The sequence below is a fragment of the Nocardia sp. NPDC087230 genome (genome assembly GCF_044744725.1).
GTDB lineage: Bacteria > Actinomycetota > Actinomycetes > Mycobacteriales > Mycobacteriaceae > Nocardia > Nocardia canadensis.
Map to the genome: position 1 here is coordinate 733,873 of NZ_JBIUYV010000002.1, position 23,942 is coordinate 757,814.

The following is a 23,942-nucleotide window of genomic DNA, read 5'->3' on the forward strand; positions in this document are numbered from 1 at the left end:
CCTTGCGGCTGTTGATAACCAGGTGGACCATAGCCTGGTTGCGGTCGATATCCCGGGGGCGGTCCATAGCCAGGGGGCGGCGGAACCGGTCGTCCACCTGGACCGACCGGGCCATAACCGTACGGTGGTTGGGTCACGTCCCCCGTACCCCCTCGTCTCGTGAGTCGCCGACAGCCGCTGACGCAGAATAGCAAGCTGTCTAGAGTAAGCAGCCATGCTGACTTTTCGGGGGGGCGCCGCAGGCGCGCTGCTGCTCGCTTCGGCGGGATTGCTCGCGGCCGCGCCGGTAGCCCACACGGAGCCCGCGCCGGCCGGCGTCACGATCACCGCCGATCTCACACTGACCGAGGACGGCGTGCTCCAGGTCACCGAGACCGTCGGGGTGCCCGCCGATGGAAACTTCACGATGTCACTGCCGCTGCGCCTGAAGGTCGGCGACGATGTCGAGCGGATCTTCAAAGTCACCGACGTCACCGCGAGCGGCGCAGGCACCGCGACCACGGTCGACGACCAGTTCGTCGTCGAGTCGAAGCCTGGTGAATCCAAGTTCACCTACTCGCTGCACAACACCGTCTCCGACGCACCGGGCACCCAGGTGTTCCACTGGCTCGGCGTGATGAACGCCGACATCGCCGCGCTCGACGTCTCGGTGATCAGCCCCAGCTATCAAATGGGCATCGTCGACTGCAAACTCGGCCCGGCGGGCAATCCCAAGCCGTGCGCCGATGTGCACACCGAACCCGACGGCGTGCTGTACCTGAGCCAGCGCGATCTGCGTAAGGGCGATGCGATCGACCTCACCCTGCAGCTGCCGCCCGGCACCGTGCCCGCCAACGCCGATGTGCGCGGCGGCGACTCGGAGAACTTCTTCGCCTTCACCACCCCGGTCCTCGCCGCGTTCGGCGCGCTGCTGCTGGCGCTGGCGGCGATGGTCGCCTACGTCCTGACCGCCAGGAAGCGCGCCGCGGCGGCGCTGGCGGGCAGCGACACCTTCCAGCCGATCGTCCAGCAGGGCGGCCGGGTGGACTTCGTCTCCCCCGACGGCGTGCTGCCCGGCGAGGCCGGTCTGCTGCTCGACGAGCACGTCGACCCGGTCGACATCGCCGCCACCGTGGTCGATCTCGCGGTCCGGCGCTACATCTGGATCACTCCGGTGAACGCGCGCGGCGAGGACGACTGGCGCATCAGCCGGGTCAACGCCCCCGACGACCAGCTGCGCGACTACGAGCGCACCGTCTACGACATGCTGCTGCCCGAGGGCACCGACACCGTCGCCGTGCGTGAGCTCCGCGCGCCGGGCCGGATGCAGCTCGATCCGGTCCGTGCCGCCATGCGCGCCGACGCGGTCGCCACCGGCGCCTTCGCCGACCCGAAGCAGCGCGCGCTGCCCCGCTGGCTCGGCGGCGCGCTGATCGTCCTCGGCGCGATCGCCACCGTCGTGCTCGCGCTGACCGCCGGTCACGCGCTGGTCGGCGTCGCGATCGCGCTGGCCGGTGTGGCCGCGGTCCTGCTGCCGAACTACCTGCCGACCAGGACCACCCTCGGCGACACCGTCGCGGGCCGGGTGCGCGCCATGCAGCGCGGTCTGGATACCGTTGCTCGCGAACAGATCCCGCCGATCGATCAGGAGACGGTGTTCTCGCGCGCGCTGCCGTACACGGTGATCAGCGGCCGGGCCGACAACTGGATCCGCGCCTTCCGCGACATGGATCCGTCGGCCGATTCCCAGCCCGGCCTCTACTGGTTCGCCGGCTACGACCGGGACCGGAACCTGCACCGCTTCGCCGCGCAGTTCCCATACTTCATCACCGCGCTGGAAGGCGCGTTCAACCCCCGCTGACGAATGCCGAACGGCCGCTTCGGTAGTGCCGAAGCGGCCGTCGGCCTGTCCGGGGCGCCGCTCAGATCCGGCGGATGGCCGCCAGCGGGTCGGCGTAGAGCGCGCTGAGCGAGGTGACCACGGCGGCGAATTCCTGCACCTTGCCGCCGAATCCGCTGATCCGGATGTCGGTGGGCGGGAGCTGGGTGCTCTGGGTGAACGCCCTTGCCACGTGCGGCAGCGCGGGGCGATAGCCGGTGAACGCCTGGCCGCCGAGGACGACGCGGTCGGGGTTGAGCATGTCGCGCACCAGCGCGACGGTCTGCCCGAGCATCGTGGCCCGCTCGGCGAGCAGTTCCCGCGCGCCCTCGGAGCCGGACTCTGCGGCCCGGTAGAGGTCGGCGATGGTGGTGCCCGCGGTGCCGTTGTGCGCCGGGATGATGCCGCGGCCGACGGCCCTGGCCTGCAGCGCGCGATCGCCGACGGTCACTTCCAAGCAGCCGCGACGGCCGCAGGTGCACTGCACGTCCGAGCCGGTGGGCAGGTGCGCGATGGAACCGGGACCGTTGTTCGGGGTGTGCACGCGACCGTCGAGGGTGACGGCGATGCCCGCGGTCTCACGGACGTAGAAGTAGAGGCTGCTGCCGTTCTGGGCGGCGGGCAGTTCGGTGTCGGGCTCGGGCCTGCGCGCGTCGAAGGTCGGCAGCAGCAGTTCCGACGCGGCCATGGCCTCCACGTGCGGCGCGACCGAGACCGGCAGCTCCAGCACGTCGCCGAGGACCTGCCCGATCGGGGCGCCCTTCCATTCCAGCTTGGGGTGGTCGACCACGCCGGTATGCGGGTCCACCCGGCCGCCGATGGCGACGCCCGCCCACAGCGGGGTGCGCCGGTGCCACCGCTGCAGGAACGCCTTGGCGCTGCGCGCGACCGTGGTGACCGCGAATTCCTGACCGGTCTGCGGGGTCGCGATGGCGAGGCCGCCCAGGATCCGGCCGCGCAGATCGGCGGCGACGATCTTGGTCGCGGCGGCGCCGATGTGGATGCCCAGGGTCAGGTAGGCGTCGTGGTCGATCTCGAACGGCACGCGGGGCCTGCCGACCGCGCCGGCAGCGGTCAGATCGGGCCGCTCGCGCAACAGACCGGCCGAAAGCAGCGAGGCCACTTGCCGGTTCACCGTGGCGATGCTCAGACCCGTTGCCCGCGCGGCGTTGTCGCGTGAGACCGGCCCGGAGGCGGCGGTCCGCAGGACAGCGGCGGCGGGGTTGTCGCTACGGCGCAGTTCGGGGGCGACGACGGGACGGGATACCCGAGCGCGACCGGCGCCCGTCCGAGCGGCGGGACGATCGATGATGGGAGTAGACATATGAAGTTCCTTGCTGAAATCCCGTTGTCCCAACGGAATTGCCGACACGTAGGGCGTGGCAGCTCGCGAGCCGCAGAAGGCTCAGCTGCAGCATCAGGAACGACAAAGTTCACGCGTCAACGGCAACCGCAAGCCGATAGCGGCGGTCACGTAGGTGACCCGCTTGGCGAGGAGATGGTTGCCGGACATAACAATCAAGCTAACACCGAATCCTGGCCCGTCCAACCCGAACCGGCGGATTGTGTCGCGCCGCACAACGTTTCCGCAGCTCAGAGCGTCGGGTGGGGCGCGCAATGGCGATCGGGGTCTCCCCGGGGAGACGACGAACCCCTCCGGAAAACGAGCTTCCGGAGGGGTTCGCTGAGCCGGGTGACTACTTGGCCGGCGAGGGAGCCGGGGTGGGGACCGGCTGGGTGATGGTGATGAAGTACTGGATCGCGGCACCGATCGCGACCGGGGCGGTCACGAAGATCTGGCCGGCGATCACACCGAGCGCGCCGATGGTGGTGGCGCCGACGACGCAACCCGCGATGGGACCGGCGCCGAAGAGGGCCAGCAGGACACCGGTCGCGACGAGGCCGGCACCGGCACCGGCGATGCAGCCCACCGCCGCGCCGCCGAGGCCGCCGACCAGGGTGCCGATGGTGGCGCCCATGGAGATGGTGGAGGTCAGACGCGACCAGGCGGCCTGCTCACGCTCGTACTCGTTCTTCCAGGGGGCCTGGTTCTCGAACGGCAGGGCGACGGGCTTGTAGACGGCCTTGGCGGCGTCGTAGACCGGGGTCAGGGTGGCCTTGTTGCCCGAGATCTCGGCCGCGATGGGCAGCTCGAACTCGTCGAGGCGGAAGGTCAGCGGGGTGCCGGCGACGGTCGTGCCGTTGGCGGCCTTGACCTTGAAGGCACCGTCCTCGACGACGAGCGAGCCCGCATCGGTGGTGATGACAGCCTTCGAGTCCTCGACGACCTCGGCGGAGTAGTTGATCGGTGCGGCCTCTTCGACCGGCGCCGGAGCCGCGCTGGAGGTGCCCGCAGCAACACCGGTTGCCATGGTCACGAGCGCCGCAACCACGGCGAGCTTCCTCATCTTCATAAAACTGCCAATCCCTCATCAGTCGTTGAGCTGTTCGAGAAGCCAGCTTCGAGCAGATCACCACCGATGACGAGGGAAAAAAGCAGGCAGATCGTAACCGAGAATTCACCCGGCGGATTTCGCGGCGGCCTTCGCCTGCTTCTTGAATTCCCTTACTTCGGCGAGAGTTTCGGCGTCGACCACATCGGCGACCGAGCGGCGCGAACCCTCGTCGCCGTAGGACCCCGCGGCCTTTCGCCAGCCGGTGGGATGTACGTCACGTTGCTTGCCGAGCAGTGCCAGGAAGATCTTGGCCTTCTGCGCGCCGAACCCGGGCAGGTCCTGCAGCCTGCGCAGTACTTCCTTGCCATCGGGGTCGCCGCTGGTCCAGAGGTTGGCGGGCACGCCGTCGTAGTGCTCGATGACGTACTGGGCCAGTGCCTGGGCCCGGCGGGCCATGGAGCGGCCGTAGCGATGGATGGCCGGTGGCGTGGCGGCGAGTTCCTCGAATTCGGCCGGATCGGCCTCGGCGATCCGGCGCAGATCGAATCCACCCATTCGGTCGGCGATTTTGCGTGGCCCGCGAAACGCGTGTTCCATCGGATACTGCTGATCCAGCAGCATGCCGAGCAGCAACGCGAAATCATCGGTGCTGAGGAGTTCGTCGGCTTCGGCCTCCTGCGCGAGACACAGCGTTCGAGTCATACATTCATCGTGACACATTTCACTAGTAGCCTCTGGGTCCATGCTCCCGAGGACTGCAGCTTCCACGATGGCGGTAAGTATGACCGACTACACCCCTCGCCCTGACCGCTTCGATCAAGCGGGCCAGGACCAACTGATCGACGCCCACGACCTGGAGGTCACCCAGCCCGGGATGCGCAGGCTACGCGCCTGGAGTCACGCCGCGCTGGCCCTGCGACCGGGCGAGCGCGCCCTCGACATCGGCTCCGGCACCGGCTCGGAGGTGTTCGTCTTCGCCGACGCCGTCGGCCCGACCGGCACCGCCGTCGGCGTGGAACCCGATCCGAACCTGCTCGCCTCGGCCCAGCGCCGCGCCGCCGAGCGCGACTCGACGGCGACCTTCGCCACCGGCGACGCCTACGGCCTGCCGTTCGGCAACGAGAGCTTCGACGCGGTGCTCTGCGAACGCGTGTTCCAGCACCTGACCGCGCCCGCGCGGGCCGCGGCCGAGATCGCGCGGGTCCTGCGGCCCGGTGGCCGCGCGGTGGTCGTCGACAGCGACTGGGCCACCTCGATCGTGCATCCGGGCGATCCGAGGGTGGTCGGCGCGGTGATCGACACCCTGATCTCCTCGACCACCAACCCGCTGTCCGGGCGCAGGCTGGCCGGGCTGCTCAGCGGTGCGGGGCTGGTCGTCGACGAGATCGGCTCGCACGCGCTGGTGCAGGACCGCAGCGTCGGCGCCGGCGCGCTGGTCAGCCGGATCGCCGGGCTGGCGGTGCTGCGCGGGGTGATCACCGAGGACGAGCACGCGCGACTGATCGCCGACCTACAGGCCGGCGCCGATCGCGGTGACGTGCACGTCTCGGTGACGATGTTCGGCGTGCTTGTGCACAAGCCGAGCTGAGCCGAGGCCGGGCGCGCCACCGCGCGCCCGGCCCGCTCGCTCAGTGCTCCTCGAGCAGCTTCTCCGTGGCGGCGAGCAGCACGCAGGTCGCCAGCCCGTCCATCGCCTTCTCCAGTTCCGGCAACTGCGGGAAGGAGGGGGCGATGCGGATGTTCTTGTCGTCGGGGTCCTTGCCGTACGGGAACGCCGAACCGGCGGCGGTGAGGGCGATGCCCGCGTCCTTGGCCAGCGCGATCACCCGGGCGGCCGTGCCGTCGAGCACGTCGAGGCTGATGAAGTAGCCGCCCTTGGGCTCGGTCCAGGACGCGACCTTCGACGCGCCGAGCCGGTCTTCGAGGATGCGGCGCACCAGCGCGAACTTCGGCTCGAGCAGCCTGCGGTGCTTCTGCATGTGCTCGCGCACGCCCTCGGCGTCGGTGAAGAACCGCAGATGCCGCAGCTGGTTGAGCTTGTCCGGGCCGATGCTCTTCTTCGCCGCGTGCGCCAGGTACCAGTCGAGGTTGGCCTTGGACGCGCCGAAGAAGCTCACGCCGGCGCCGGCGAAGGTGATCTTGGAGGTCGAGGCGAAGACCAGCGGCCGGTTCGGGTTGCCCGCCGCCGCGGCCATGCCGAGCACGTCGAGCACCGGCGCGGCGGTGTCGGTGAGCGGGTGCACCGCGTAGGCGTTGTCCCAGAACAGCCGGAAGTCCGGCGCGGCGGCCTTCATCGAAACCAGCTCGCGGACAACCTCTTCGGAGAAGACGGCGCCGGTCGGGTTGGCGTAGTTGGGCACCGCCCACAGGCCCTTGATCTGCGGGTCGTCGGCCAGCAGCGCCGCGATGGCCCTGGTGTCGGGGCCATCGTTGTTCATCGGGACGGCGATCATCTCGATGCCGAGCGCCTCGGTGATCGCGAAGTGCCGGTCGTAGCCGGGGGCCGGGCACAGCCACTTGATCGTCTCCTCCGACGCCCAGCGGCGCGGGGAGTCCGGGGTGCCGTAGAGCATCGCGAAGACGATGTTGTCGTGCATGAGCTCGAGGCTGGCGTTGTTGCCCGCGATCAGTTGCTCGACCGGGATGCCGAGCAGTTCACCGAAGATCGCACGCAGTTCGGGCAGACCGTTGAGGCCGCCGTAGTTGCGGCAGTCGACACCCGACCCGTCGCGGAAGTCGCCGTCGCCCGGGAGGGAGAGCAGCGACGCGGATAGGTCGAGTTGTTCCGGCGATGGCTTACCTCGGGTCAGATCCAGGGTGAGCTTCTCGGTCTGGAGCGTCGCGTAATTCGCGGTCTGGGACTCGTGCTCGGACACGAGTTCCGCGTGGCTCATCAAACCGATCTGCGTTTGCCGGGGCATCCTGGGCAGCCTTTCGAAGCAGCAAGGTGGGTGGTGCACGCTGCGCGTGCCGACACTCGCAACGTTACCCGGCGGTTGCTCGGAATCGGTGGGGTATCCGGAGCCGGATCAGGCTCGCACGCTGCGAAGGTGCGTAGGCGGATCGATCAGGCGGAGGTCCCCGAGAATAAAGGGGACCCCGCGCACCCGGCAGAGCCCGTTGACCCTTGCTGCCTTCCGGCCCTGGGGGAGTTCACAGGATGCGCGCCGCGCGGGATCCGTCGGCCAGTGTAGCGGTTCGATGTGCCCTCCGCAGCGGGGGGTCGATACGATCGCGACGAATCGACGGGGCGAACCCGTATCGAAAACCGGAGGGGGCCGAAGATGACGAATTCCCAGCAGGGATCCGGCGATCAGCCTGGACAGTCCGATCCGACCGTGCACTGGTGGTCGACGCCGACGAACGCGGGCGCCGATCCCACGGTGTTCAATCCGGCGGCGGGGCCCGAGCAGCCGCAACCGGGATTCGGGTTTCCGGCGCAGGGTCAGCCCGGCTACGGGCCCTATCCGTCCGCTCCGTCGATGCCGCAGGCCGGTTATCCGCCGCAGCCCACTCCCCCGTACAACGCGCCCGGCTATCAGCAGCCCGCCTACGCGATGCCGCCCCGACCGCCCGGCAACAAGAACGGGCTGATCATCGCCGGTGTCGTCGGCCTGCTCGCGGTGGTCAGCATCGGGGTGGTCGGGGTCGCGGTCGCCACCCGCGACGACCCGTCCGACCCGCTGACGTCGATGGAGAACGACCGCAAGAAGAAGATGGAGGGCGACTACACGATGGCCTCGGTCTCCAACGCGTGCTCGCTCATCGACCCGACGGTGCTGAAGAAGTGGTCCTCGGACCCCAAGGGCAGCCCGGAGCACAAGGAAACCCAGCCGACCAGCTCCACCGGCGGCAGGCTGTCGTGCACCGCCGATTACTCGAGCAAGTCGGCCCGCAGCAAGTACCAGACCAACGACGCCGGGATCGAGCTGGACGTCGAATTCAACGACGCCTACGGCGACCCCTCCTACACCCGATGGAAGGAATACGACACCGGCACTTCGGGTTCGGGTCTGGCGTCGGGTGAGGTCAGCGGGATCGGCTCGCAGGGCTACTGGAAATCCGAGACCCGCGATGTCGTCGGGCCGCGGCTGACCTACACCGTCGGCGTCGCCGACAGCAATGTCTCGGTCAAGGTCCAGATCACCCTGTCACGGGCCGAAGGCGAGACCATCAACACCGACGAGGTCGCCACGGTCGCGAAAGCCCAGGCGCAGAAGGCGCTCACGGGACTGAAGAAGTAACTCAGCGCCGCTCGAACAGCAGGTCCGCGGCGCGGGCCAGCACCTGGTTGCGGGTGCGGCCCTCGTGGTCGGCGGCGAGGAAGTGCTTGCCGATCACCGCGCAGAAGGCGAGCAGGCTGCGGGCTTCGACCTCATCGGGATCGGCGCAGAAGGCGCCGATCGTCTCGCGCAACAGCGCCATTCGGCGATTGTCGACCCGCCGTAGCCGCTCGGCCACGTCTGCGTCGCGGCGGGCCCAGTCGCGGATCGCGAGGTCGATGGGCAGCAGCCGGTCGCTGGAGAACGTGAGCACGCCCGCCAGCCGGGCCCGCGCTTTCGGGTCATCCGCGTGCGCGACCTGTTCGAGCACCTGGTCGACCGCCTCCCGCTCCCACTGCTCGAGCATCGCGACGAGCAGCGCCTCCCGGTCGGCGAAATAGCCGTAGAACCCGCCCTTGGTGACGCCGATGCGCTTGGCCAGCGCCTCGACCCGCACCGCGTCCACACCGGCGGCGGCCAGCACCAGCAGGCCTTCCTCCACCCAGCGCTCCCGGGGTGTGCGCGCGGTACCCACGACGTGTTCCACCTCATATCGGCTCGGCCGGACCAGCGGATGAGCGGCCCGAGCACTCAGTGTACGGAGCCGTATAGTCTCCCCAACCGCCCTGACCGACCCGACCCGTTTTTACACCGGGGCACCGGGACCGCTATGCTGCTCCACGGAGGATTCGCCTAGTGGCCTATGGCGCTCGCCTGGAACGCGGGTTGGGTTAACGCCCTCAGGGGTTCAAATCCCCTATCCTCCGCCACAGCAGGGCCCTGATCGGTTCGCCGGTCGGGGCCCTGTTCGTTTAATCGGTGGATCTGTCGGTGGGCTTCCGTAGAGTGAAGCCCCGATGGTGCGGGAAACCCCCACCACCCACCCGCCGGTGTCGCCGCCGTCCCAGATGTGTGCGTGCCGACACAGCGGAGTGGGTACCCAACCCCAGTGCCGGTCCGTAAACGGACGGCGTGCGCCGGTCGATTGTTCTTCGACCGCGCCCCCAGACTCAGGAAGACAACTCGTAGTGAATACCTCACCTCAGACCACGAGCATCGGCCGCGACGCGGCCGGGCCGATCCGGCTGATGCTGCGTGAGCGACATGCCATCACCGGCCCGATCGACGGCGCCTGGTGGCCCCGTACCGACCAGCCGATGACCGAACTGCACCAGCTGGTGCAGGCCGTCTCGCCGCGGATCGGCAAGCTGGCCCGGCTCGGATTCGATTGGCATGCCACCGAATCCGCGACGTCGGCCGAGCCTGCCTCGCGCATCATGCACCTGGTCGGCAGCAACGGCGCCGACCTGGCGCTGCTCGTGATCCCCGCCTCGACCGAGGCCCCCGCGGCGCGCAGCCAGATGCGCTGGGCCGCGGGCAAACCGCGGGTGCAGGACCCCGCGCCCGCCGAGACGGCGGCCGACGGGCCGCGCACCCTCGTCCAGACGTAGTTCAGCGATCGCTGGTGTAGGTCGGGTCGAAGTCGCGCGGCGCGCCACGGCGGCTGAGCAAGCGGTCGAACCATTCACCCAGGATGACGCCGGCCGCCAGTGCGCACCCGACACCGAACGCGCCGAGGATCTGCCCGAAACCGAGCAGGGTCTCGTCCTCGAGCAGGGCGTACAGGCCGCGGTACACCTTCAGACCCGGCAGCAGCGGCGTGATGCCCGCGACCGCGACGACCAGCGGCGGGGTGAGCGCCCGGCGCGCCATCAGACCACCGGCCAGGCCGATCAGCGTGGCCGCCATCCCGGACGCGACCACCGGCCCGAACCCGATGTCCTGGGCGACCAGGTAGGCCACCGTGCCCGCCGCGCCGCTCAACCCGGCCGCGAACAACGCCCGGCGTTCGGCGTAACAGGCCATCGCGAAGGCGATCGCGGCCACCGCACCGGCGCTCAGTTTGATCGCCAGATACTCGGTGTCACGGCCCGCGCTCGCGGCGATCTCGGGCACCGCGATCCCGAGCATGGTCGAGATTCGCAGCGCCAGGCCGATACCGGCGACGATGCCGCCGGTCATCATCACCACCTCGAGCATGCGCGCCGCCGCCGTGATCGGCGCGCCGGTGATGGCGTCCTGCACCGAACCGACCAACTGCTGCCCCGACAACAGCACCGTGATGCCCGCGGCGACGATCAGCGCGGCGTCGGCCCGCCAGTGATCGCTGACCGCCGCCAGCGCGATGGCGGGCGTGGCGGCGATGACACCACCGACCAGATGCTGGAAGAAGATCGGCAGACCGAGCTGGTGCAGCGCCCGGTTGACGACGTCGATCAGCGCCGTGGTCGCGAAACTGATGACGGCCAGCAGCGCGCCGCCACCGAGCAGCACCGCGATCGCCGCCGCCAGCAGCGACCAGCCCATGGTCGACACCCAGCGCGGATACGGGTGCGCCCCGGAGACGATCTCGTCCAGCGCGGCGTGCGCCTGGTCGACGGGGACGACCTGGCTGCGGATCCGCCGGGTCAGCCGGTCGACCGCGGCCAGCCGGGTGAAGTCGAGCGAGCGGTACTTCACCACCCGCATATCGCTGGCCGGGGGCAGCCGCGGGCCGCGATCGGCCCAGATACGGATCGCGTCGAAGGTGACGTCGATATCGCACTTGTCCAGGCCGTAGGTGGAGGCGATGAAGCGGACCTGGGCCGAGGTATCGATGACACCGGTACCGGCGGCCAGCACCACCTCCCCCACCCGCACGGCCAGATCGAGCACCTGCGACACCTCGGCGTCGTCGGTGAGGTCGATCGGCTGCAGCGGGGTGGGGGCCATGGTGATGTTGTCGGCCGTCGCACGCTGTGAGGGCAGGACGAACGGGCGGCGCAGCCGCCAGCGCGAGCGCAGAGCTGGGCGTTCGGTGATCGTGTCGCCGTCGCCTTCCGATGCCGGTTCCGCACTCATACCTTCGACGGTAACGGCGTTCGAGGCGGGTTCGCCGTCTCGCAACGTGTTCGTCAACGTGTCGCTCGTCATGGCGCGGTCGGTCTCAGATGTCCTCGATCAGTCCGGTGCTGTAGGCCGTGGCCGCCAGGTGCTGCAGGCAGCGCGGACCGCAGCCGTCGTGCTGAGTCAGCACGAAACGAGCCTGCTGAAGCGAGAAGATGGGAGAATCGGCCACGCAGTCGGCATGCGCGGCGCGCCAGCGGTCTTCGCGACCACGGGTGGCGGCCCGCGATGTGGGCGGGTCTGGTGCGGATGTGTCCAGCAGGGTGTGACGGTAGGGGCCGGCGATGGAGGCGATGACTGTATGAACACCGGGACGGGGAAGGTGATCCAGGAGCGGCGGCGGTTGCTCGGGCTCTCGCAGCCCGCGCTCGCGACCGCGATCGGGGTGAGCTCGCGGCAGATCACCCGGTACGAATCGGAGGAACAGTCGCCGACGCTGCCGGTGGCGATCCGGCTGGCCGACGCGCTGCAGATCTCGCTCGCGGAGCTGGCGGGCATCGTCGACAACCGGATCGATCTGGCGGGCCGCTGGTGGGCAGCCTGGCAGAAAGCGGCGAACCACGGCGACGAGGTCGAGGTAACGCCGGTGACGATCCGGCACGAGGGCGACCACCTGCTCATCGACTCGGCCGCCGAATCCGCTGCGGCGCAGGATGACCCGGCCGCGCAGATGCGCGGCGAGATGCGGGTGTGGGACGGCGACGCGCTCACCGGCTGGGTGCGCGGCATGGATGTCGCGCGGCCGATCGGCACCATCTACTACTCGCTGCACCCCCAGGGCGCTCATGCGGTCGGCTCGTGGACGACGAAGTCCGGCCCCGACGGTGTGGTCCGCGGCTGGAGCGCGCTGGCCAGGGAGAAGTCCGACGCCGAGAAGCTCCTGTCGGAACTGGTCCGCACCGACGGCACCGTCGAGTCGTGGCCGGGGAGTTCGCGCTCGGCCTGAAGCCGGCGGCGGATGTCGCCGACGGTCGGCCGCCCCGGCTCCACGGGCGGTAGCAGGAACAGGTAGCGGGTCAGCGCTCCGAATACGAACAGTCCCACAGCAATCCACAGGTAGATGTCCATCTGTCCCCTCCGAACCAGTCGGTGCTGCACGGGTGGCGCGGTATGGTGGCGTCGAAGCCACCGCAGCAAAGTATGGTCGTCGTCAAGACCTTTTGGACAGCAAAAAGCGTCTACAAACGTCTACAGTTCGCTACGGTGTGTCCATGTCCAGTCGGGGCGAGCAGGGGAACGGCGAGACCACCGTCGTCGGGGCACGGTTACGACAGCTCCGCGAGGAAGCCGGACTATCCCTGACCGCGCTGGCCACCCGCGTCCCGTACAGTCGCGCGGCCCTCGGCCACTACGAAACCGGCACGCGCGCAGCGCCATCCGAGGTGATCGACTGGTATGAGCGGGTGCACGCCCAGTCGGCCTCCGCGCTCCCCGGCACCCGGCGCCGTGATCCACGCGCGGCCGACGCCGCCCTCGCCGACGCGATAGCGACGAGAAACGGCGCGACCCGGCCGCTCATCGAGATCGACCGACCACACCAGGGCGACAACGGAACCGGCTACTTCTGCCCGTTCCGCATCGACGGCCTGATGGAAGGCGAGGCCGCGGGCACCGACGCCGCCACCGCGCTGCGCTCGGCCTTGCGCGCTGTCGGCGTCGAACTGACCAGGAAGCGCGACTAGACCCCGCTCGCCTCGCGGTGCGACGCCACCACCGCGTCCAGCGAATCGGCGAGCAGGGCGAGATAGCGATCCGGATCGGGCAGGACCCGGGCGTCCGCATGCACCGACAGCGCGATGGTTTCACCGATGCCGTGCACGCCGTGGGTCAGATGCATGACGGTGCCGAGCGCGGGGAAACCGCCGGTGAACAGGACAGGAGCGCCGGCGAACGCGAGATCGGCGGCGCCGCGGTACACGCTGGAGACCACGGTGTTGCCGTCCAGCGCGGCGGGCACGCCGTCCAGGTCGGCCCTGGCCACGTCGCGGGCGGCGAAGACCGCCGGGACCGTCGCGCCGACCCGATCCTGCACGGCGAGCAGTGGATTCAGCGCGCGCTCGCGGCGGGTCGCGAGGTCGTTGGCGATCAGCCCGGCGCGGAGGGCGAGGTCGGGTTCGTCGATGTGCAGATCGATCGACAGGCCGCGGTAGTGGTTGTGCGCCGCGGCCGTGCCGGGCAATGCCATCGGCAGGGCGGTGCCGAGCCGGTAGGGGCGGTCGCCGGTCTCGGCCAGGTAGGTGGTGAGCGCGCGGGAAATCGCTGTCAGGGCAACGACTGTCACGGTGCGGCCGGGCACGCGGATGCGTTCGGCGTCGACGACGAGCATGCGGACCCGATGGTCGAAGACCCCTACTGGAGCACTCGGATTGAGCGCGTTCGGCGCGAAACCCTTGGTCGGCGCGGGCACCTTCCCCGCCGCGGTGCGGTCCGCGAGCTCGCGCTGGGCCCGGTGCGCCGCACGTCCCCGGCGCGCGGTGGTCACCAGCTGCCGGGGAAACCTCAGCACCCCAGCGACTCTCGCGTCGGTACCCCATGCACAGATTTGTCCCCAGTAATCCACAGGCCGTGCAGGAGTTTTCACAGGCTCGACCGGGGGATCTTCCGAGTTGTCCACAGGTGCACCGGGAGAGCTGGGGATAACTTCGCCCACCGGCGCCGGAGCGAACAGCGAACGCGCGACAGCGGCGGCTCTGGTGCCGTCGGCCAGGGCGTGCGATATCTGTAGCACGACGACCAGCACGGGCCCCGCCGACGCGGGCGCGTCGCGCACATCGCGGAAAACATGGACACGCCAAGGACTTTCGGTGCCGTCCACACCGGTACCCAGCAGTTCGCCGACACGGTCGAGCAGCGCGGGCCAGCCGAGCCCGCTGGGACGATGCGTGACGAATTGCTGGGCGGTGAATTCGGCGGGTTCCCACCGCGGATAGTCGAGGTTGCCCGGAATCTCCCGAATCCGGATCCGCAGATCCGGAATACGCGCCGAACGTGCGGCGAGGAAAGCGCGGAGTTCGTCTGTGGTGCTGCCGGTTTCGGCGAAGCAGTAGAGCAGGAACACGTCATTGGCGCCGCGGCGCGACAGCCAGAACATCGTCGCGTCGCGCGCGGCCATCGTGGTCATCCGGCCACGATAGGCCACGCCACAGAGAAGGCCCCGAGTCCTACCGACCCGGGGCCCGTGCTGCCTTCTCGAGGCGCATGGTGCGGCTCAGCCGCGCGCGAACTCTCCCGCGGTGACGTCGGCTAGGAACGCGCGCCACTCTCCCGGTCCGAAGGCCAGCACGGGACCGCGACCGCGATCCTTGGTGTCGCGGACCGCGACATCGCCGCCGGCGAGAAAGGCCACTTCCACGCAGTTCCCATCGGGTCCGCTGTAGGTGCTCTTCCGCCACACAGCGTCCGTCACATCAACCTCCACGGCACTTACTCCTTTGCATGATCGAGAACGGGATTACTCCAGGAATCGTTGCAACATTCCGATATCCGGCGCGATCGACGAGTTACTTCGTGGCACACAGAGCACTGCCACACGGTGCGCGCAACCGACCGGCACGAACCAGCGCATCGAGGCGTTTCCGCCTCCGGGGGCTGCCCCCGCGGAAGAAACACTAGCAGGTCTTCCGCAAGTTTGCGGATGAGAATTTGCTTTCTCATATGGGTTTGCCAAGCTTGCGAAGCTTCACGTTTGCGGGAGCATTGCCGGACCCCTGTACCCATTCCCCAACCGGCTGACACATCAACTTTTACTTCCATGTGATTAGTCCGTGATACGTCAATTTCTCGACTGTCCCAGCCGCCCCGCGGGCACCACGAACGGCGGCCGTGGATCATGGGGGAATGATCTCCCGTGATCGCGACGCCGCAGGTCGTGCCCGCAACGACCGCCCCAGGGACCGACTCGGCAGGCCGCTACCTCCCGGCAGTGCCGGAGTCGCCCGAATTCCGGACGACCTGGAGCTGGCACCCCAGCAAACTCTCACCTTCGCTCAGCAACTGCTGGACGACGGTTTGGCTTTCAATGCCCATGAGGTATTGGAGGCGGCATGGAAGAACGGGCCGGTAGCCGAGCGGATGCTCTGGCAGGGGCTGGCGCAATACGCCGTCGGCATCACCCACATCCAGCGTGGGAACGCCAAGGGCGCGGGTACTCTGCTGCGCCGCGCGAGCGAGCGGCTCGGGACCTACCCGGCGAATGCGCAGCAGCACGACGTCGACCGGGCCGGGTTGATCGCCCACGCCGCCGTCCTGCTCGCCGCGCTGGACACAGGCAGCCCCATCGCCGAGGAGCAGTTGCGACCGCGCCTGTGCCACCCGTCCGCCGCATAGAATGGTCCGGTGCCAACCACCCGCTCCACCGGCGCGGGCCGGTACGCCCCGAGCCCCTCGGGTGAACTGCACCTGGGCAATCTGCGCACCGCGATCCTGGCGTGGCTGTTCGCCCGCACGACCGGACGCGACTTCCTGCTCCGGATCGACGATCTCGATCGGGTCCGCCCCGGCGCCGCCGAACGCCAGCTCGACGACCTCGCCGCCATCGGTATCGATTGGGACGGCCCCGTGGTGCGCCAGTCCGCGCGGCTCGCGCGCTACGACGCCGCCATCGCCGAGCTCACCGCGGCGGGACGCACCTACGAGTGTTTCTGCACCCGCCGCGAGATCCAGCAGGCCGCGACCGCGCCGCACGGACCGATGGGCGCCTACCCGGGCACCTGCCGCCACCTCACCGCCGCCGAGCGCGCGGCCAAGCGCGCCGAAGGACGGCGGGGCGCACTCCGATTACGCGCCGACGTCGACGACTACACGATCACCGATCTCCTGCACGGCGAATACCGTGGCGCCGTCGACGATCTGGTGCTGCGGCGGGGCGACGGAATCCCCGCCTACAACCTGACGGTCGTCGTCGACGACGCGGCGCAGGGCGTCGACCAGGTGGTCCGCGGCGACGACCTGTTGCCGTCGACCCCGCGCCAGGCCTACCTCGCCGAACTGCTCGGCCTGGCCACGCCGAGCTACGCGCACGTCCCGCTGGTGCTCAACCAGGAGGGCAAGCGACTGGCCAAACGCGACGGTGCCGTGAGTCTTTCGGATCAGCGCGCCCTGGGCAACACGCCCGAGGATGTGGTGGCGGCCCTCGCCGGCTCCCTCGGCTACACCGCGCGGACAACAGCCGAGCTCCGTGAAGTTTTCGACCCGGCGCGGATACCGGGAAAACCATGGATACTCGAGCCTATCGGGTTGTTCCGACCAGAGGGATGTCCGTAACGTACGCATCGACCGATCTCCTGATCACGACGAGGACGAATTTATGACCAGCGGTGGTTACGACCCCAACCAGTACCCGCAGGGCGGTCAGCCCGGCGGCTACGGCCAGGACCCCTACGGCCAGCAGCAGCCGGGTTACGGCCAGCAGCAGCCGGGATACGGGCAGCAGCAGCCGTACGGGCAGCAGCAGCCGTACGGGCAGCCCCAGCCCGGTTACAACCAGGACCCCTACGGCCAGCAGCAGCAGCCGGCCTACGGCCAGGACCAGTACGGCCAGCAGGCCTACCCGGGCGGCCAGGGCGGCTACGGCCAGCAGGGTTACGGCGGCGTGCAGCCTGCCGATCTGGGCATCCGGATCGGCGCGCGCGTCATCGACAACCTGATCGTCAGCCTCCCGCTCGCGATCGTGCTGGCGCTGGTGTTCAGCGGTAACACCTACCAGTTCGTCAGCGGCGCTGTCGTTTCGCTGGCGGTCTACGGCTACTTCATCGCCATGGAAGTCACCCAGGGCACCTCGCTGGGCAAGAAGATGCTGGGCCTGCGGGTCGTCGCCCCCGGTGGCGCGCCGAACCTGACCCCGGAGCAGTCGGCCAAGCGCAACCTGTTCCAGATCGTCGGCCTGATCCCGTGCGTCGGTGGCCTGATCAGCCTGGGTCTGGCGATCTACATCATGATCACCATCTCCCAGGACCCGAACAAGCAGGGCTGGCACGACAAGTTCGCCGGCGGCACGCAGGTCGTCAAGGGCTGATTCCCGGCTGACGAAAACGTCAGGGGCGCTTCCGGATACGGAAGCGCCCCTGTTCGTTTTCCGGAAAGTCAGTACGAGGTGGAGGAATCCAGCCCGCCCGCTACCCCGAGCACGATGACGAAGACCACGTACAGCAGACCCAGCACCAGGGTGATCGCGCCGATCCAGATGCCGGCCAGCGCCATACCGCGGCCTTCACCGCCGCGCTCCTTGATCTGGTTGAGCGCCATCACACCGAGCACGATGCCCACGATCGACCCGATGCAGGTGCACAGGCCGACCAGCGAGGAGACCAGCGCGCCGATCGCCAGGCCGTTGGTGCCCTGCGGCTGCGGGAACCCGCCGTAGGGCTGGTAACCGCCCCCGGCGGGGTAGGCGCCGTAGGCGGGCTGCGGTGGCTGCTGCGGGTACTGCGGCGCCGAGGGCTGCTGGTAGCTGGGGTACTGCGGCTGCGACGGCGGAGGGGCAGGCTGCTGCGGGTACTGCGGCGTCGACGGGTAGCTGGGAGGCTGCGACGGCTGCGCGGACGGGTACTGCGGCACCGAGCCCGGCGCGCCGGACTCCGGCGACACGCCGGAGCCGCCGTACTGCTTCCACCACTCGTCGGAATCGCCGGGATTCGTCATTGGTACAGCGTATTCCACAACCGGCGCCCGTGAGGCACCGCGACCTTGGTTGGATAGGAGCCGTGACTGATGCAAACACGCTCGACCAACCTGCCGAATCTGGGCGCCCCGCGCCGGACCATGCGGCATTCGCCCAGGTTGCGCGGGGGTTCTACCCGGTAATCGTCGCCGTGTTCACGGCGACGCTGATCATCTCCAACATCTGCGCCACCAAGGGCGTCGAGTTCTTCGCCGACCAATCGGTGATGCTGGGCCCGCTGCAGATCCTGCCGATCGCGACCGACGGCGCCTTCTTCCTGTTCCCGCTCGCCTACATCCTCGGTGACGTGCTCAGCGAGGTGTACGGCTTCCGTGCCACCCGCCACGCCATCTACACCGGTTTCGGCGCGCTGCTGCTGACCGTCGCGTGCTTCGCGATCGCGATCCGGCTGCCCGCCGCCGGCTTCTACGAGAACCAGGAAGCGTTCCGGACGGTCCTCGGCACCACCCCGCAGCTGGTGCTCGCCGGCCTGGCCGGCTACTTCGTCGGCCAGCTGCTGAACTCGGCCACCCTGGTGCTGATCAAGGAACGCACCAAGGAGAAGCATCTGTGGGCCAGGCTGCTCGGCTCCACGGTGATCGGCGAGTTCGCCGACACGCTGATCTTCTGCTCGATCGCCGCCACCGCCATCGGCATCAACACCTGGCAGTCGTTCGTCAACTACGTCATCGTCGGCTTCGTGTGGAAGACGCTGTGCGAGATCATCGTCATGCCGATCACCTACCGCGTGATCGCGCTCCTCAAGAAGACCGAACCGACCTACGGCCCGGCCGAGGTCGACGCCCTGCACGATTAGGCGGCCCGCGGCGGACCGGCCTCCGGTCCGCCGCTACGCCCCCGGGGCCTTGATCCGGCCTTGCCACTGGCCGAGGAATTCGGTCTTGAACTCGTCGAAGTAGCCGCCCTCGATGCTGGCGCGGATCCGGTCGACCAGCCGCACGGTGAACCGCTCGTTGTGGATCGTGCAGAGCGTGGCCGAGAGCATCTCCTTGGCCTTGAACAGGTGATGCAGGTAGGCGCGGGTGTAGTGCGCGCAGGTGTAGCAGTCGCAGTTCTCGTCGATCGGGGTGAAATCGCGGCGGAAGCGGCTGGTGTTGATGTTGAACCGGCCCTGGTCCACGTAGATCGCCGCGTTGCGCGCCACCCGGGACGGATTCACGCAGTCGAAGGTGTCGGCACCGTTCTCGATGGCGACGAACATGTCCTCGGGCTCGCTGATGCCGAGCATATGGCGCGGCTTGTGTTCGGGCAGCTCGTCACAGCACCAGCCGACGATGGTGCCGAGATTGTGCTTCTCCAGCGCGCCGCCGATGCCGTAGCCGTCGAACTCCGTTCCGCCGGCACCCCGGATCTCCTCGAGCTCGCGACAGGCCTTGCGCCGCAAGTCTTCGTACTGGGCGCCCTGGATCACCGCGAACAGCGCCTGGTAGGGACGGTGCCCGCGCTCGCCGGTGAGCTTCTCGTGCTCGTCGATGCAGCGCTGCGCCCACTCGTGCGTGCGCTGCAGCGATTTCTCCTGGTAGCCGCGAGTGTTCAGCAGGGTGGTCAGCTCGTCGAAGGCGAACATGATGTCGGCGCCGAGCTGATGCTGGATGCCCATCGACACCTCGGGGGTGAAGCGGTGCTTGGAACCGTCCAGGTGCGAGCGGAAGGTGACGCCGTCGTCGTCGACGGTGGCCAGGCGCTCCTTGCCCTCGGCGATCACCTCGTCGGAGCGGATGTCGACCGCTTCCATCGCGAGCACCTTCTTGAACCCGACGCCCAGCGACATCACCTGGAAGCCGCCGCTGTCGGTGAAGGTCGGGCCGGACCAGTTCATGAAGGTACCGAGACCGCCCGCCTCGTCGACGATGTCGGCGCCCGGCTGCAGGTACAGGTGATAGGCGTTGGCCAGCAGTGCCTGCGCGCCGAGGTCCTTCATCGTCTCCGGCAGCACCGCCTTCACCGACGCCTTGGTGCCCACCGGGATGAACGCGGGCGTGGCGATCTCGCCGTGCGGGGTACCGATGACGCCGGTACGGCCGTGGCGCCCGCGGTCGAGACGGGTGCCTACGGAGAAGGAGAACTCGCTGGGATCGGCCACCTGCCCATCGTGCCAGGACTGCCCGGCGCGTCACCCGCCCGGGTGACGCGCCGGTCTCCTACAGTTCCGCCGCCGCGAACTGCGCGTTGTAGAGGCGGTAGTACGCGCCGCGCTCCTCGAGCAGCCGCTCGTGCGAGCCGTGCTCGACGATGCGGCCCTTCTCCATCACCACGATCAGGTCGGCGTCGCGGATGGTGGAGAGGCGATGCGCGATGACGAAGCTGGTGCGGTCGCGGCGCAGGGCCGCGGTCGCGTGCTGGACCAGCAGTTCGGTGCGGGTGTCGACCGAGCTGGTCGCCTCGTCGAGGATCAGGATCGACGGCTTGGCCAGGAACGCGCGGGCGATGGTGATCAGCTGCTTCTCGCCCGCGCTGACACCGCCGCCCTCCTCGTCGATCACCGTGTCGTAGCCGTGCGGCAGCGCGTGCACGAACCGGTCGACGTAGGCGGCGCGGGCCGCCGCCAGGATGTCGTGCTCGGAGGCGTTCGGATTGCCGTAGGCGATGTTCTCCCGGATGGTGCCCTTGAACAGCCAGGTGTCCTGCAGCACCATGCCGATCCGCGAGCGCAGGTGGTCGCGGGTGATGGTGGTGATGTCGACGTCGTCGATCGAGATGGTGCCCGCGTCGAGCTCGTAGAAGCGCATGAGCAGGTTGACCAGCGTGGTCTTGCCCGCGCCGGTCGGGCCGACGATGGCGACGACGTGCCCCGGGTCGGCGACCAGCGACAGCCGCTCGATGATCGGCACCTCGGGGTCGTAGCCGAAGGAGACCGCCTCGAACTCGACCCGCCCGCGATCGACCGGGCGCTGGTTCTCCACCACCGGGTCGGGGCTCTGCTCCTCGGCGTCGAGGATCTCGAAGATCCGCTCGGCCGAGGCGACGCCGGACTGCAGCAGGTTGGCCATCGCGCCGATCTGGGTGAGCGGCTGGCTGAACTGGCGCGAGTACTGGATGAAGGCCTGGACGTCGCCCAGCGACAGGTTGCCCGTGGCCACCCGCAGGCCGCCGACCAGCGCGATGAACACGAAGTTCACGTTCCCCAGGAACATGATGGCCGGCATGATCAGGCCGGAGATGAACTGCGCCTTGAAGCTCGCGTCGTAGAGCTGCTGGTTGCGCTCGTCGAATTCCTTGCCGACCTCGCGGCTGCGGCCGAAAGCGGTGATGATCTCGTGGCCGGTGTAGGCCTCCTCGACCGAGGCGTTCACCGCGCCGGTGAACTTCCACTGGTCGACGAAGTGCGGCTTGGACCGCTTGGCGATCTGCGCCGTCACGACGATGGCCGCGGGCACGGTGAGCAGCGCGATCAGCGCCAGCAGCGGCGAGATCCAGAACATCATGATCAGGATGCCGACCACGGTGAACAGCGAGACCAGCAGCTGGCTCATCGTCTGCTGCAGGCTCTGCGAGACGTTGTCGACGTCGTTGGTGACGCGGCTGAGCACGTCACCGCGCGGGGCGGAGTCGAAGTAGCGCAGCGGCAGCCGGTGCAGCTTGTCCTCGACGTCGTCGCGCAGCCGCTTCACGGTCCGGTTGATGACGATGTTGAGCAGGTAACCCTGCAGCCAGCCGAACACCGAGGCCGCCACGTACAGGGTGAGCACGATCAGCAGGACCCGGGCGACGGCGTCGAAGTCGATGCCAGTGCCGGGGATGACGTTCATCGCCGAGAGCATGTCGGCGCGGGTGTTCTCGCCGCGGTCGCGCAGCATCTGGATGGTCTGCTCTTTGCTGAACCGCGGGTCGAGCTGCTTGCCGACGAAACCGTCGAAGACCAGGTTGGTGGCCTTGCCGAGGAGGTAGGGGCCGAGCGTGTTGAGCACCACCGAGGTGATCACCAGCGCGACGATCACGCCGACGGCGAGGCGTTCCGGCGCGAGCCTGCGCAGCAGGCGCTTGAGCGACGGTCCGAACGACTTGGCCTTCGTACCCGGCGCGCCGGGTACCGGAGCACCGGGCCTCATCGAGCCTCCTCCACACTGAGCTGGGACTCGACGATCTCGCGGTATTCGGGACATCGCTGCATCAACTGGTCGTGCGTGCCGATGCCCGCCATCGCGCCGTCCTCCAGGACGACGATCTGGTCGGCGTCGCGAACGGTCGCGATCCGCTGGGCGACGATGAGCACCGACGCGTCGGCGGTCTCGGGCTTGAGCGCGGCACGCAGCCTGGCGTCGGTGGCGACGTCGAGCGCCGAGAACGAGTCGTCGAACAGGTAGACGCGCGGCCTGCGCACCAGCGCGCGGGCGATGCACAGGCGCTGCCGCTGCCCGCCCGAGACGGTGGTGCCGCCCTGGGCGACCGGGGTGTCGAGCCCCTGCGGCATCTCGCGCACGAAGTCGGCCGCCTGGGCCACCTCGAGCGCGTGCCACAGTTCCGCGTCGGTGGCCTCGGGCTTGCCGTAGCGCAGGTTGCTCGCGATGGTGCCGGAGAACAGGTACGCCTTCTGCGGGACCAGTCCGATGCCGCCGCGCAGGAGTTCGAGATCGAGGTGGCGCACGTCGGTGCCGCCGAGGTAGACCGCGCCGTCGGTGACGTCGATCAGCCGCGGGATCAGGTTGATCAGGGTGGTCTTGCCGGAGCCGGTGGCGCCGACGATCGCGGTCGTCGTGCCGGGGGCGACCTGGAACCGGATGCCGCGCAGCACCGGCTTCTCCGCACCGGGGAAGGCGAACTCGGCGAACTGGACATCGACCGCGGCCGGGTCGGCGGCGAAGGGCTGCGGCAGCCGCGGCGGCCGGACCGAGGACTCGGTCTCGAGTACCCCGCCGATCCGGTCTGCCGAGACGGCGGCGCGCGGCGCCATCATCGCCAGGAACGAGGCCATCATGACGGCCATCAGGATCTGCATGATGTAGGACAGCATCGCGGTGAGCGAGCCGATCTGCATGGTGCCGTTGTCGACGTGGTGACCGCCGAACCAGATCACCGCGACGGCGGTGACGTTGCTGATCAGCATGACCGTCGGGAACATCAGCGCCATCAGCTTGCCGACGCGCAGCGAGGCGTCGGTGAGCGCGGTGTTGGCCATCCCGAAGCGCCAGATCTCCTGGCGTTCGCGCACGAACGCCCGCACCACCCTGATGCCGGTGATCTGCTCGCGCAGCACCCGGTTCACCTCATCGATGCGCGCCTGCATCTGCCGGAAGCCGGGCACCATGCGGGCCACGATCGTGCCCATGGCCAACGCCAGCGCGGGGACCGCGATCAGCAGCAGCCAGGACAGGCCCAGATCTTCGCGCAGCGCCATGATGATGCCGCCGACGCACATGATCGGCGCCATCACCAGAATCGTCACCGACATGACGATGAGCAGCTGCACCTGCTGGATGTCATTGGTCGAGCGGGTGATCAGCGAGGGCGCGCCGAACATGCCGACTTCCCTGGCCGAGAAGGTCTCGACCCGGTGCAGCACGCCACCGCGCATATCGCGGCCCGCTCCCATGGCCGCCTGGGCGCCGAGGTACACCGACGCCGACGAGGCCACGATCTGCACGCAGCTGACCGCGAGCATGAACAGGCCGGTGGACCAGATGTAGCCGATATCGCCCTTGGTCACGCCGTTGTCGATGAGGTCGGCGTTGAGGCTGGGCAGGTAGAGCATCGCGATGACCGAGATCAGCTGGAGCACGAGGACACCGGCCAGCTGAGCGCGGTACGGGGCCAGGTAGGTCCGCAGCAGGGTGATCAACATGGTGGTCGCAGGCTACCGCGTG

22 protein-coding genes, 1 tRNA gene and 1 other RNA gene are annotated in these 23,942 nt (G+C 68.9%); 11 read left to right on the forward strand and 13 right to left on the reverse strand.

Going from position 1 to position 23,942, the window contains the following annotated elements:
• Nucleotides 1-214 precede the first annotated feature (214 nt).
• The gene (locus tag ACIO52_RS09655) at nt 215-1,840 is read left to right on the forward strand and encodes a DUF2207 family protein (protein ID WP_402642951.1); all 1,626 of its coding nucleotides are present in this window, start codon (nt 215-217) and stop codon (nt 1,838-1,840) included.
• A gap of 61 nt (nt 1,841-1,901) precedes the next feature.
• On the opposite strand, the gene ACIO52_RS09660 is transcribed toward ACIO52_RS09655, so the two are convergent.
• The 3 genes from ACIO52_RS09660 to ACIO52_RS09670 all read right to left on the reverse strand — a co-directional run bounded on the left by ACIO52_RS09660 (nt 1,902) and on the right by ACIO52_RS09670 (nt 4,956).
• A complete protein-coding gene (locus tag ACIO52_RS09660) occupies nt 1,902-3,182 on the reverse strand; it encodes an ROK family protein (protein ID WP_342801318.1) in 1,281 nt (426 codons plus the stop codon).
• Between the two features lie 373 nt (nt 3,183-3,555).
• The gene (locus tag ACIO52_RS09665) at nt 3,556-4,272 is read right to left on the reverse strand and encodes a hypothetical protein (protein WP_402642955.1); all 717 of its coding nucleotides are present in this window, start codon (nt 4,270-4,272) and stop codon (nt 3,556-3,558) included.
• Between the two features lie 105 nt (nt 4,273-4,377).
• Complete coding sequence (locus ACIO52_RS09670; RefSeq protein ID WP_218721308.1) at nt 4,378-4,956, reverse strand: HhH-GPD-type base excision DNA repair protein; 579 nt, start codon at nt 4,954-4,956, stop codon at nt 4,378-4,380.
• A gap of 79 nt (nt 4,957-5,035) precedes the next feature.
• On the opposite strand from ACIO52_RS09670, the gene ACIO52_RS09675 reads away from it, so the two are divergent.
• Entirely contained in the window at nt 5,036-5,842 is an 807-nt protein-coding gene (locus ACIO52_RS09675) for a methyltransferase domain-containing protein (RefSeq protein ID WP_218721307.1), read from the forward strand.
• Between the two features lie 40 nt (nt 5,843-5,882).
• Here the strand turns inward: ACIO52_RS09675 and ACIO52_RS09680 are convergent, their stop codons facing one another.
• The gene (locus ACIO52_RS09680) at nt 5,883-7,175 is read right to left on the reverse strand and encodes an aminotransferase class I/II-fold pyridoxal phosphate-dependent enzyme (RefSeq protein WP_218721306.1); all 1,293 of its coding nucleotides are present in this window, start codon (nt 7,173-7,175) and stop codon (nt 5,883-5,885) included.
• A gap of 167 nt (nt 7,176-7,342) precedes the next feature.
• Nucleotides 7,343-7,437, reverse strand: an RNA gene (ffs, locus tag ACIO52_RS09685) — signal recognition particle sRNA small type.
• Nucleotides 7,438-7,538: 101 nt separating this feature from the next.
• On the opposite strand from ffs, the gene ACIO52_RS09690 reads away from it, so the two are divergent.
• Entirely contained in the window at nt 7,539-8,498 is a 960-nt protein-coding gene (locus tag ACIO52_RS09690) for a hypothetical protein (RefSeq protein WP_316573184.1), read from the forward strand.
• 1 nt (nt 8,499) lies between these two features.
• Here ACIO52_RS09690 and ACIO52_RS09695 read toward each other — a convergent pair whose 3' ends face one another.
• Nucleotides 8,500-9,051 carry a helix-turn-helix domain-containing protein gene (locus ACIO52_RS09695; RefSeq protein ID WP_316573183.1) on the reverse strand — a complete coding sequence of 184 codons (552 nt, stop codon included), beginning with the start codon at nt 9,049-9,051 and terminating at the stop codon, nt 8,500-8,502.
• A 147-nt stretch (nt 9,052-9,198) separates the two neighbouring features.
• Here ACIO52_RS09695 and ACIO52_RS09700 point away from each other — a divergent pair.
• Nucleotides 9,199-9,286 (forward strand) — tRNA-Ser (locus tag ACIO52_RS09700).
• Nucleotides 9,287-9,544: 258 nt separating this feature from the next.
• Nucleotides 9,545-9,967, forward strand: a complete 423-nt coding sequence (locus tag ACIO52_RS09705) for a DUF5994 family protein (protein ID WP_218721303.1) — start codon at nt 9,545-9,547, stop codon at nt 9,965-9,967.
• 1 nt (nt 9,968) lies between these two features.
• Here the strand turns inward: ACIO52_RS09705 and ACIO52_RS09710 are convergent, their stop codons facing one another.
• Nucleotides 9,969-11,417 (reverse strand): threonine/serine exporter family protein, encoded by a 1,449-nt coding sequence (locus ACIO52_RS09710; RefSeq protein WP_316573182.1) that lies wholly within the window; start codon nt 11,415-11,417, stop codon nt 9,969-9,971.
• Between the two features lie 346 nt (nt 11,418-11,763).
• Here ACIO52_RS09710 and ACIO52_RS09715 point away from each other — a divergent pair, with 346 nt between their 5' ends.
• Together ACIO52_RS09715 and ACIO52_RS09720 are read left to right on the forward strand one after the other, a co-directional pair.
• The gene (locus ACIO52_RS09715; protein WP_316573181.1) at nt 11,764-12,408 is read left to right on the forward strand and encodes a helix-turn-helix transcriptional regulator; all 645 of its coding nucleotides are present in this window, start codon (nt 11,764-11,766) and stop codon (nt 12,406-12,408) included.
• Nucleotides 12,409-12,673: 265 nt separating this feature from the next.
• A complete protein-coding gene (locus ACIO52_RS09720) occupies nt 12,674-13,144 on the forward strand; it encodes a helix-turn-helix transcriptional regulator (protein ID WP_316573180.1) in 471 nt (156 codons plus the stop codon).
• Here the strand turns inward: ACIO52_RS09720 and ACIO52_RS09725 are convergent.
• Nucleotides 13,141-14,583, reverse strand: coding sequence for a wax ester/triacylglycerol synthase domain-containing protein (locus ACIO52_RS09725; RefSeq protein WP_402642964.1), 1,443 nt, complete (start codon nt 14,581-14,583; stop codon nt 13,141-13,143). The genes ACIO52_RS09720 and ACIO52_RS09725 overlap by 4 nt on opposite strands.
• A gap of 87 nt (nt 14,584-14,670) precedes the next feature.
• Entirely contained in the window at nt 14,671-14,868 is a 198-nt protein-coding gene (locus ACIO52_RS09730) for a DUF397 domain-containing protein (protein WP_308248653.1), read from the reverse strand.
• A gap of 431 nt (nt 14,869-15,299) precedes the next feature.
• Between ACIO52_RS09730 and ACIO52_RS09735 the strand changes: the two genes are divergently transcribed.
• From ACIO52_RS09735 to ACIO52_RS09745, 3 genes are read left to right on the forward strand one after another with little or no spacing between them, the layout of a single operon-like run.
• The gene (locus ACIO52_RS09735) at nt 15,300-15,788 is read left to right on the forward strand and encodes a DUF309 domain-containing protein (protein WP_316573178.1); all 489 of its coding nucleotides are present in this window, start codon (nt 15,300-15,302) and stop codon (nt 15,786-15,788) included.
• Nucleotides 15,789-15,797: 9 nt separating this feature from the next.
• Complete coding sequence (gene gluQRS / locus ACIO52_RS09740; protein WP_316573177.1) at nt 15,798-16,724, forward strand: tRNA glutamyl-Q(34) synthetase GluQRS; 927 nt, start codon at nt 15,798-15,800, stop codon at nt 16,722-16,724.
• Between the two features lie 43 nt (nt 16,725-16,767).
• On the forward strand, nt 16,768-17,475 hold the full coding sequence (locus ACIO52_RS09745) for an RDD family protein (RefSeq protein ID WP_402642969.1): 708 nt from the start codon (nt 16,768-16,770) through the stop codon (nt 17,473-17,475).
• A gap of 68 nt (nt 17,476-17,543) precedes the next feature.
• On the opposite strand, the gene ACIO52_RS09750 is transcribed toward ACIO52_RS09745, so the two are convergent.
• Nucleotides 17,544-18,101 carry a DUF4190 domain-containing protein gene (locus ACIO52_RS09750; protein ID WP_316573175.1) on the reverse strand — a complete coding sequence of 186 codons (558 nt, stop codon included), beginning with the start codon at nt 18,099-18,101 and terminating at the stop codon, nt 17,544-17,546.
• A gap of 62 nt (nt 18,102-18,163) precedes the next feature.
• Here ACIO52_RS09750 and ACIO52_RS09755 point away from each other — a divergent pair, with 62 nt between their 5' ends.
• Nucleotides 18,164-18,937, forward strand: coding sequence for a queuosine precursor transporter (locus tag ACIO52_RS09755; RefSeq protein WP_374104915.1), 774 nt, complete (start codon nt 18,164-18,166; stop codon nt 18,935-18,937).
• Nucleotides 18,938-18,970: 33 nt separating this feature from the next.
• Here ACIO52_RS09755 and tgt read toward each other — a convergent pair whose 3' ends face one another.
• Genes tgt through ACIO52_RS09770 form a run of 3 tightly spaced genes read right to left on the reverse strand, consistent with a single transcriptional unit; the run spans nt 18,971 to nt 23,920 of the window.
• Entirely contained in the window at nt 18,971-20,224 is a 1,254-nt protein-coding gene (gene tgt, locus ACIO52_RS09760) for a tRNA guanosine(34) transglycosylase Tgt (RefSeq protein WP_218721294.1), read from the reverse strand.
• A gap of 58 nt (nt 20,225-20,282) precedes the next feature.
• Entirely contained in the window at nt 20,283-22,190 is a 1,908-nt protein-coding gene (locus ACIO52_RS09765) for an ABC transporter ATP-binding protein (RefSeq protein ID WP_218721293.1), read from the reverse strand.
• A complete protein-coding gene (locus ACIO52_RS09770; RefSeq protein ID WP_218721292.1) occupies nt 22,187-23,920 on the reverse strand; it encodes an ABC transporter ATP-binding protein in 1,734 nt (577 codons plus the stop codon). The genes ACIO52_RS09765 and ACIO52_RS09770 overlap by 4 nt, the downstream gene beginning before the upstream one ends.
• Nucleotides 23,921-23,942 lie beyond the last annotated feature (22 nt).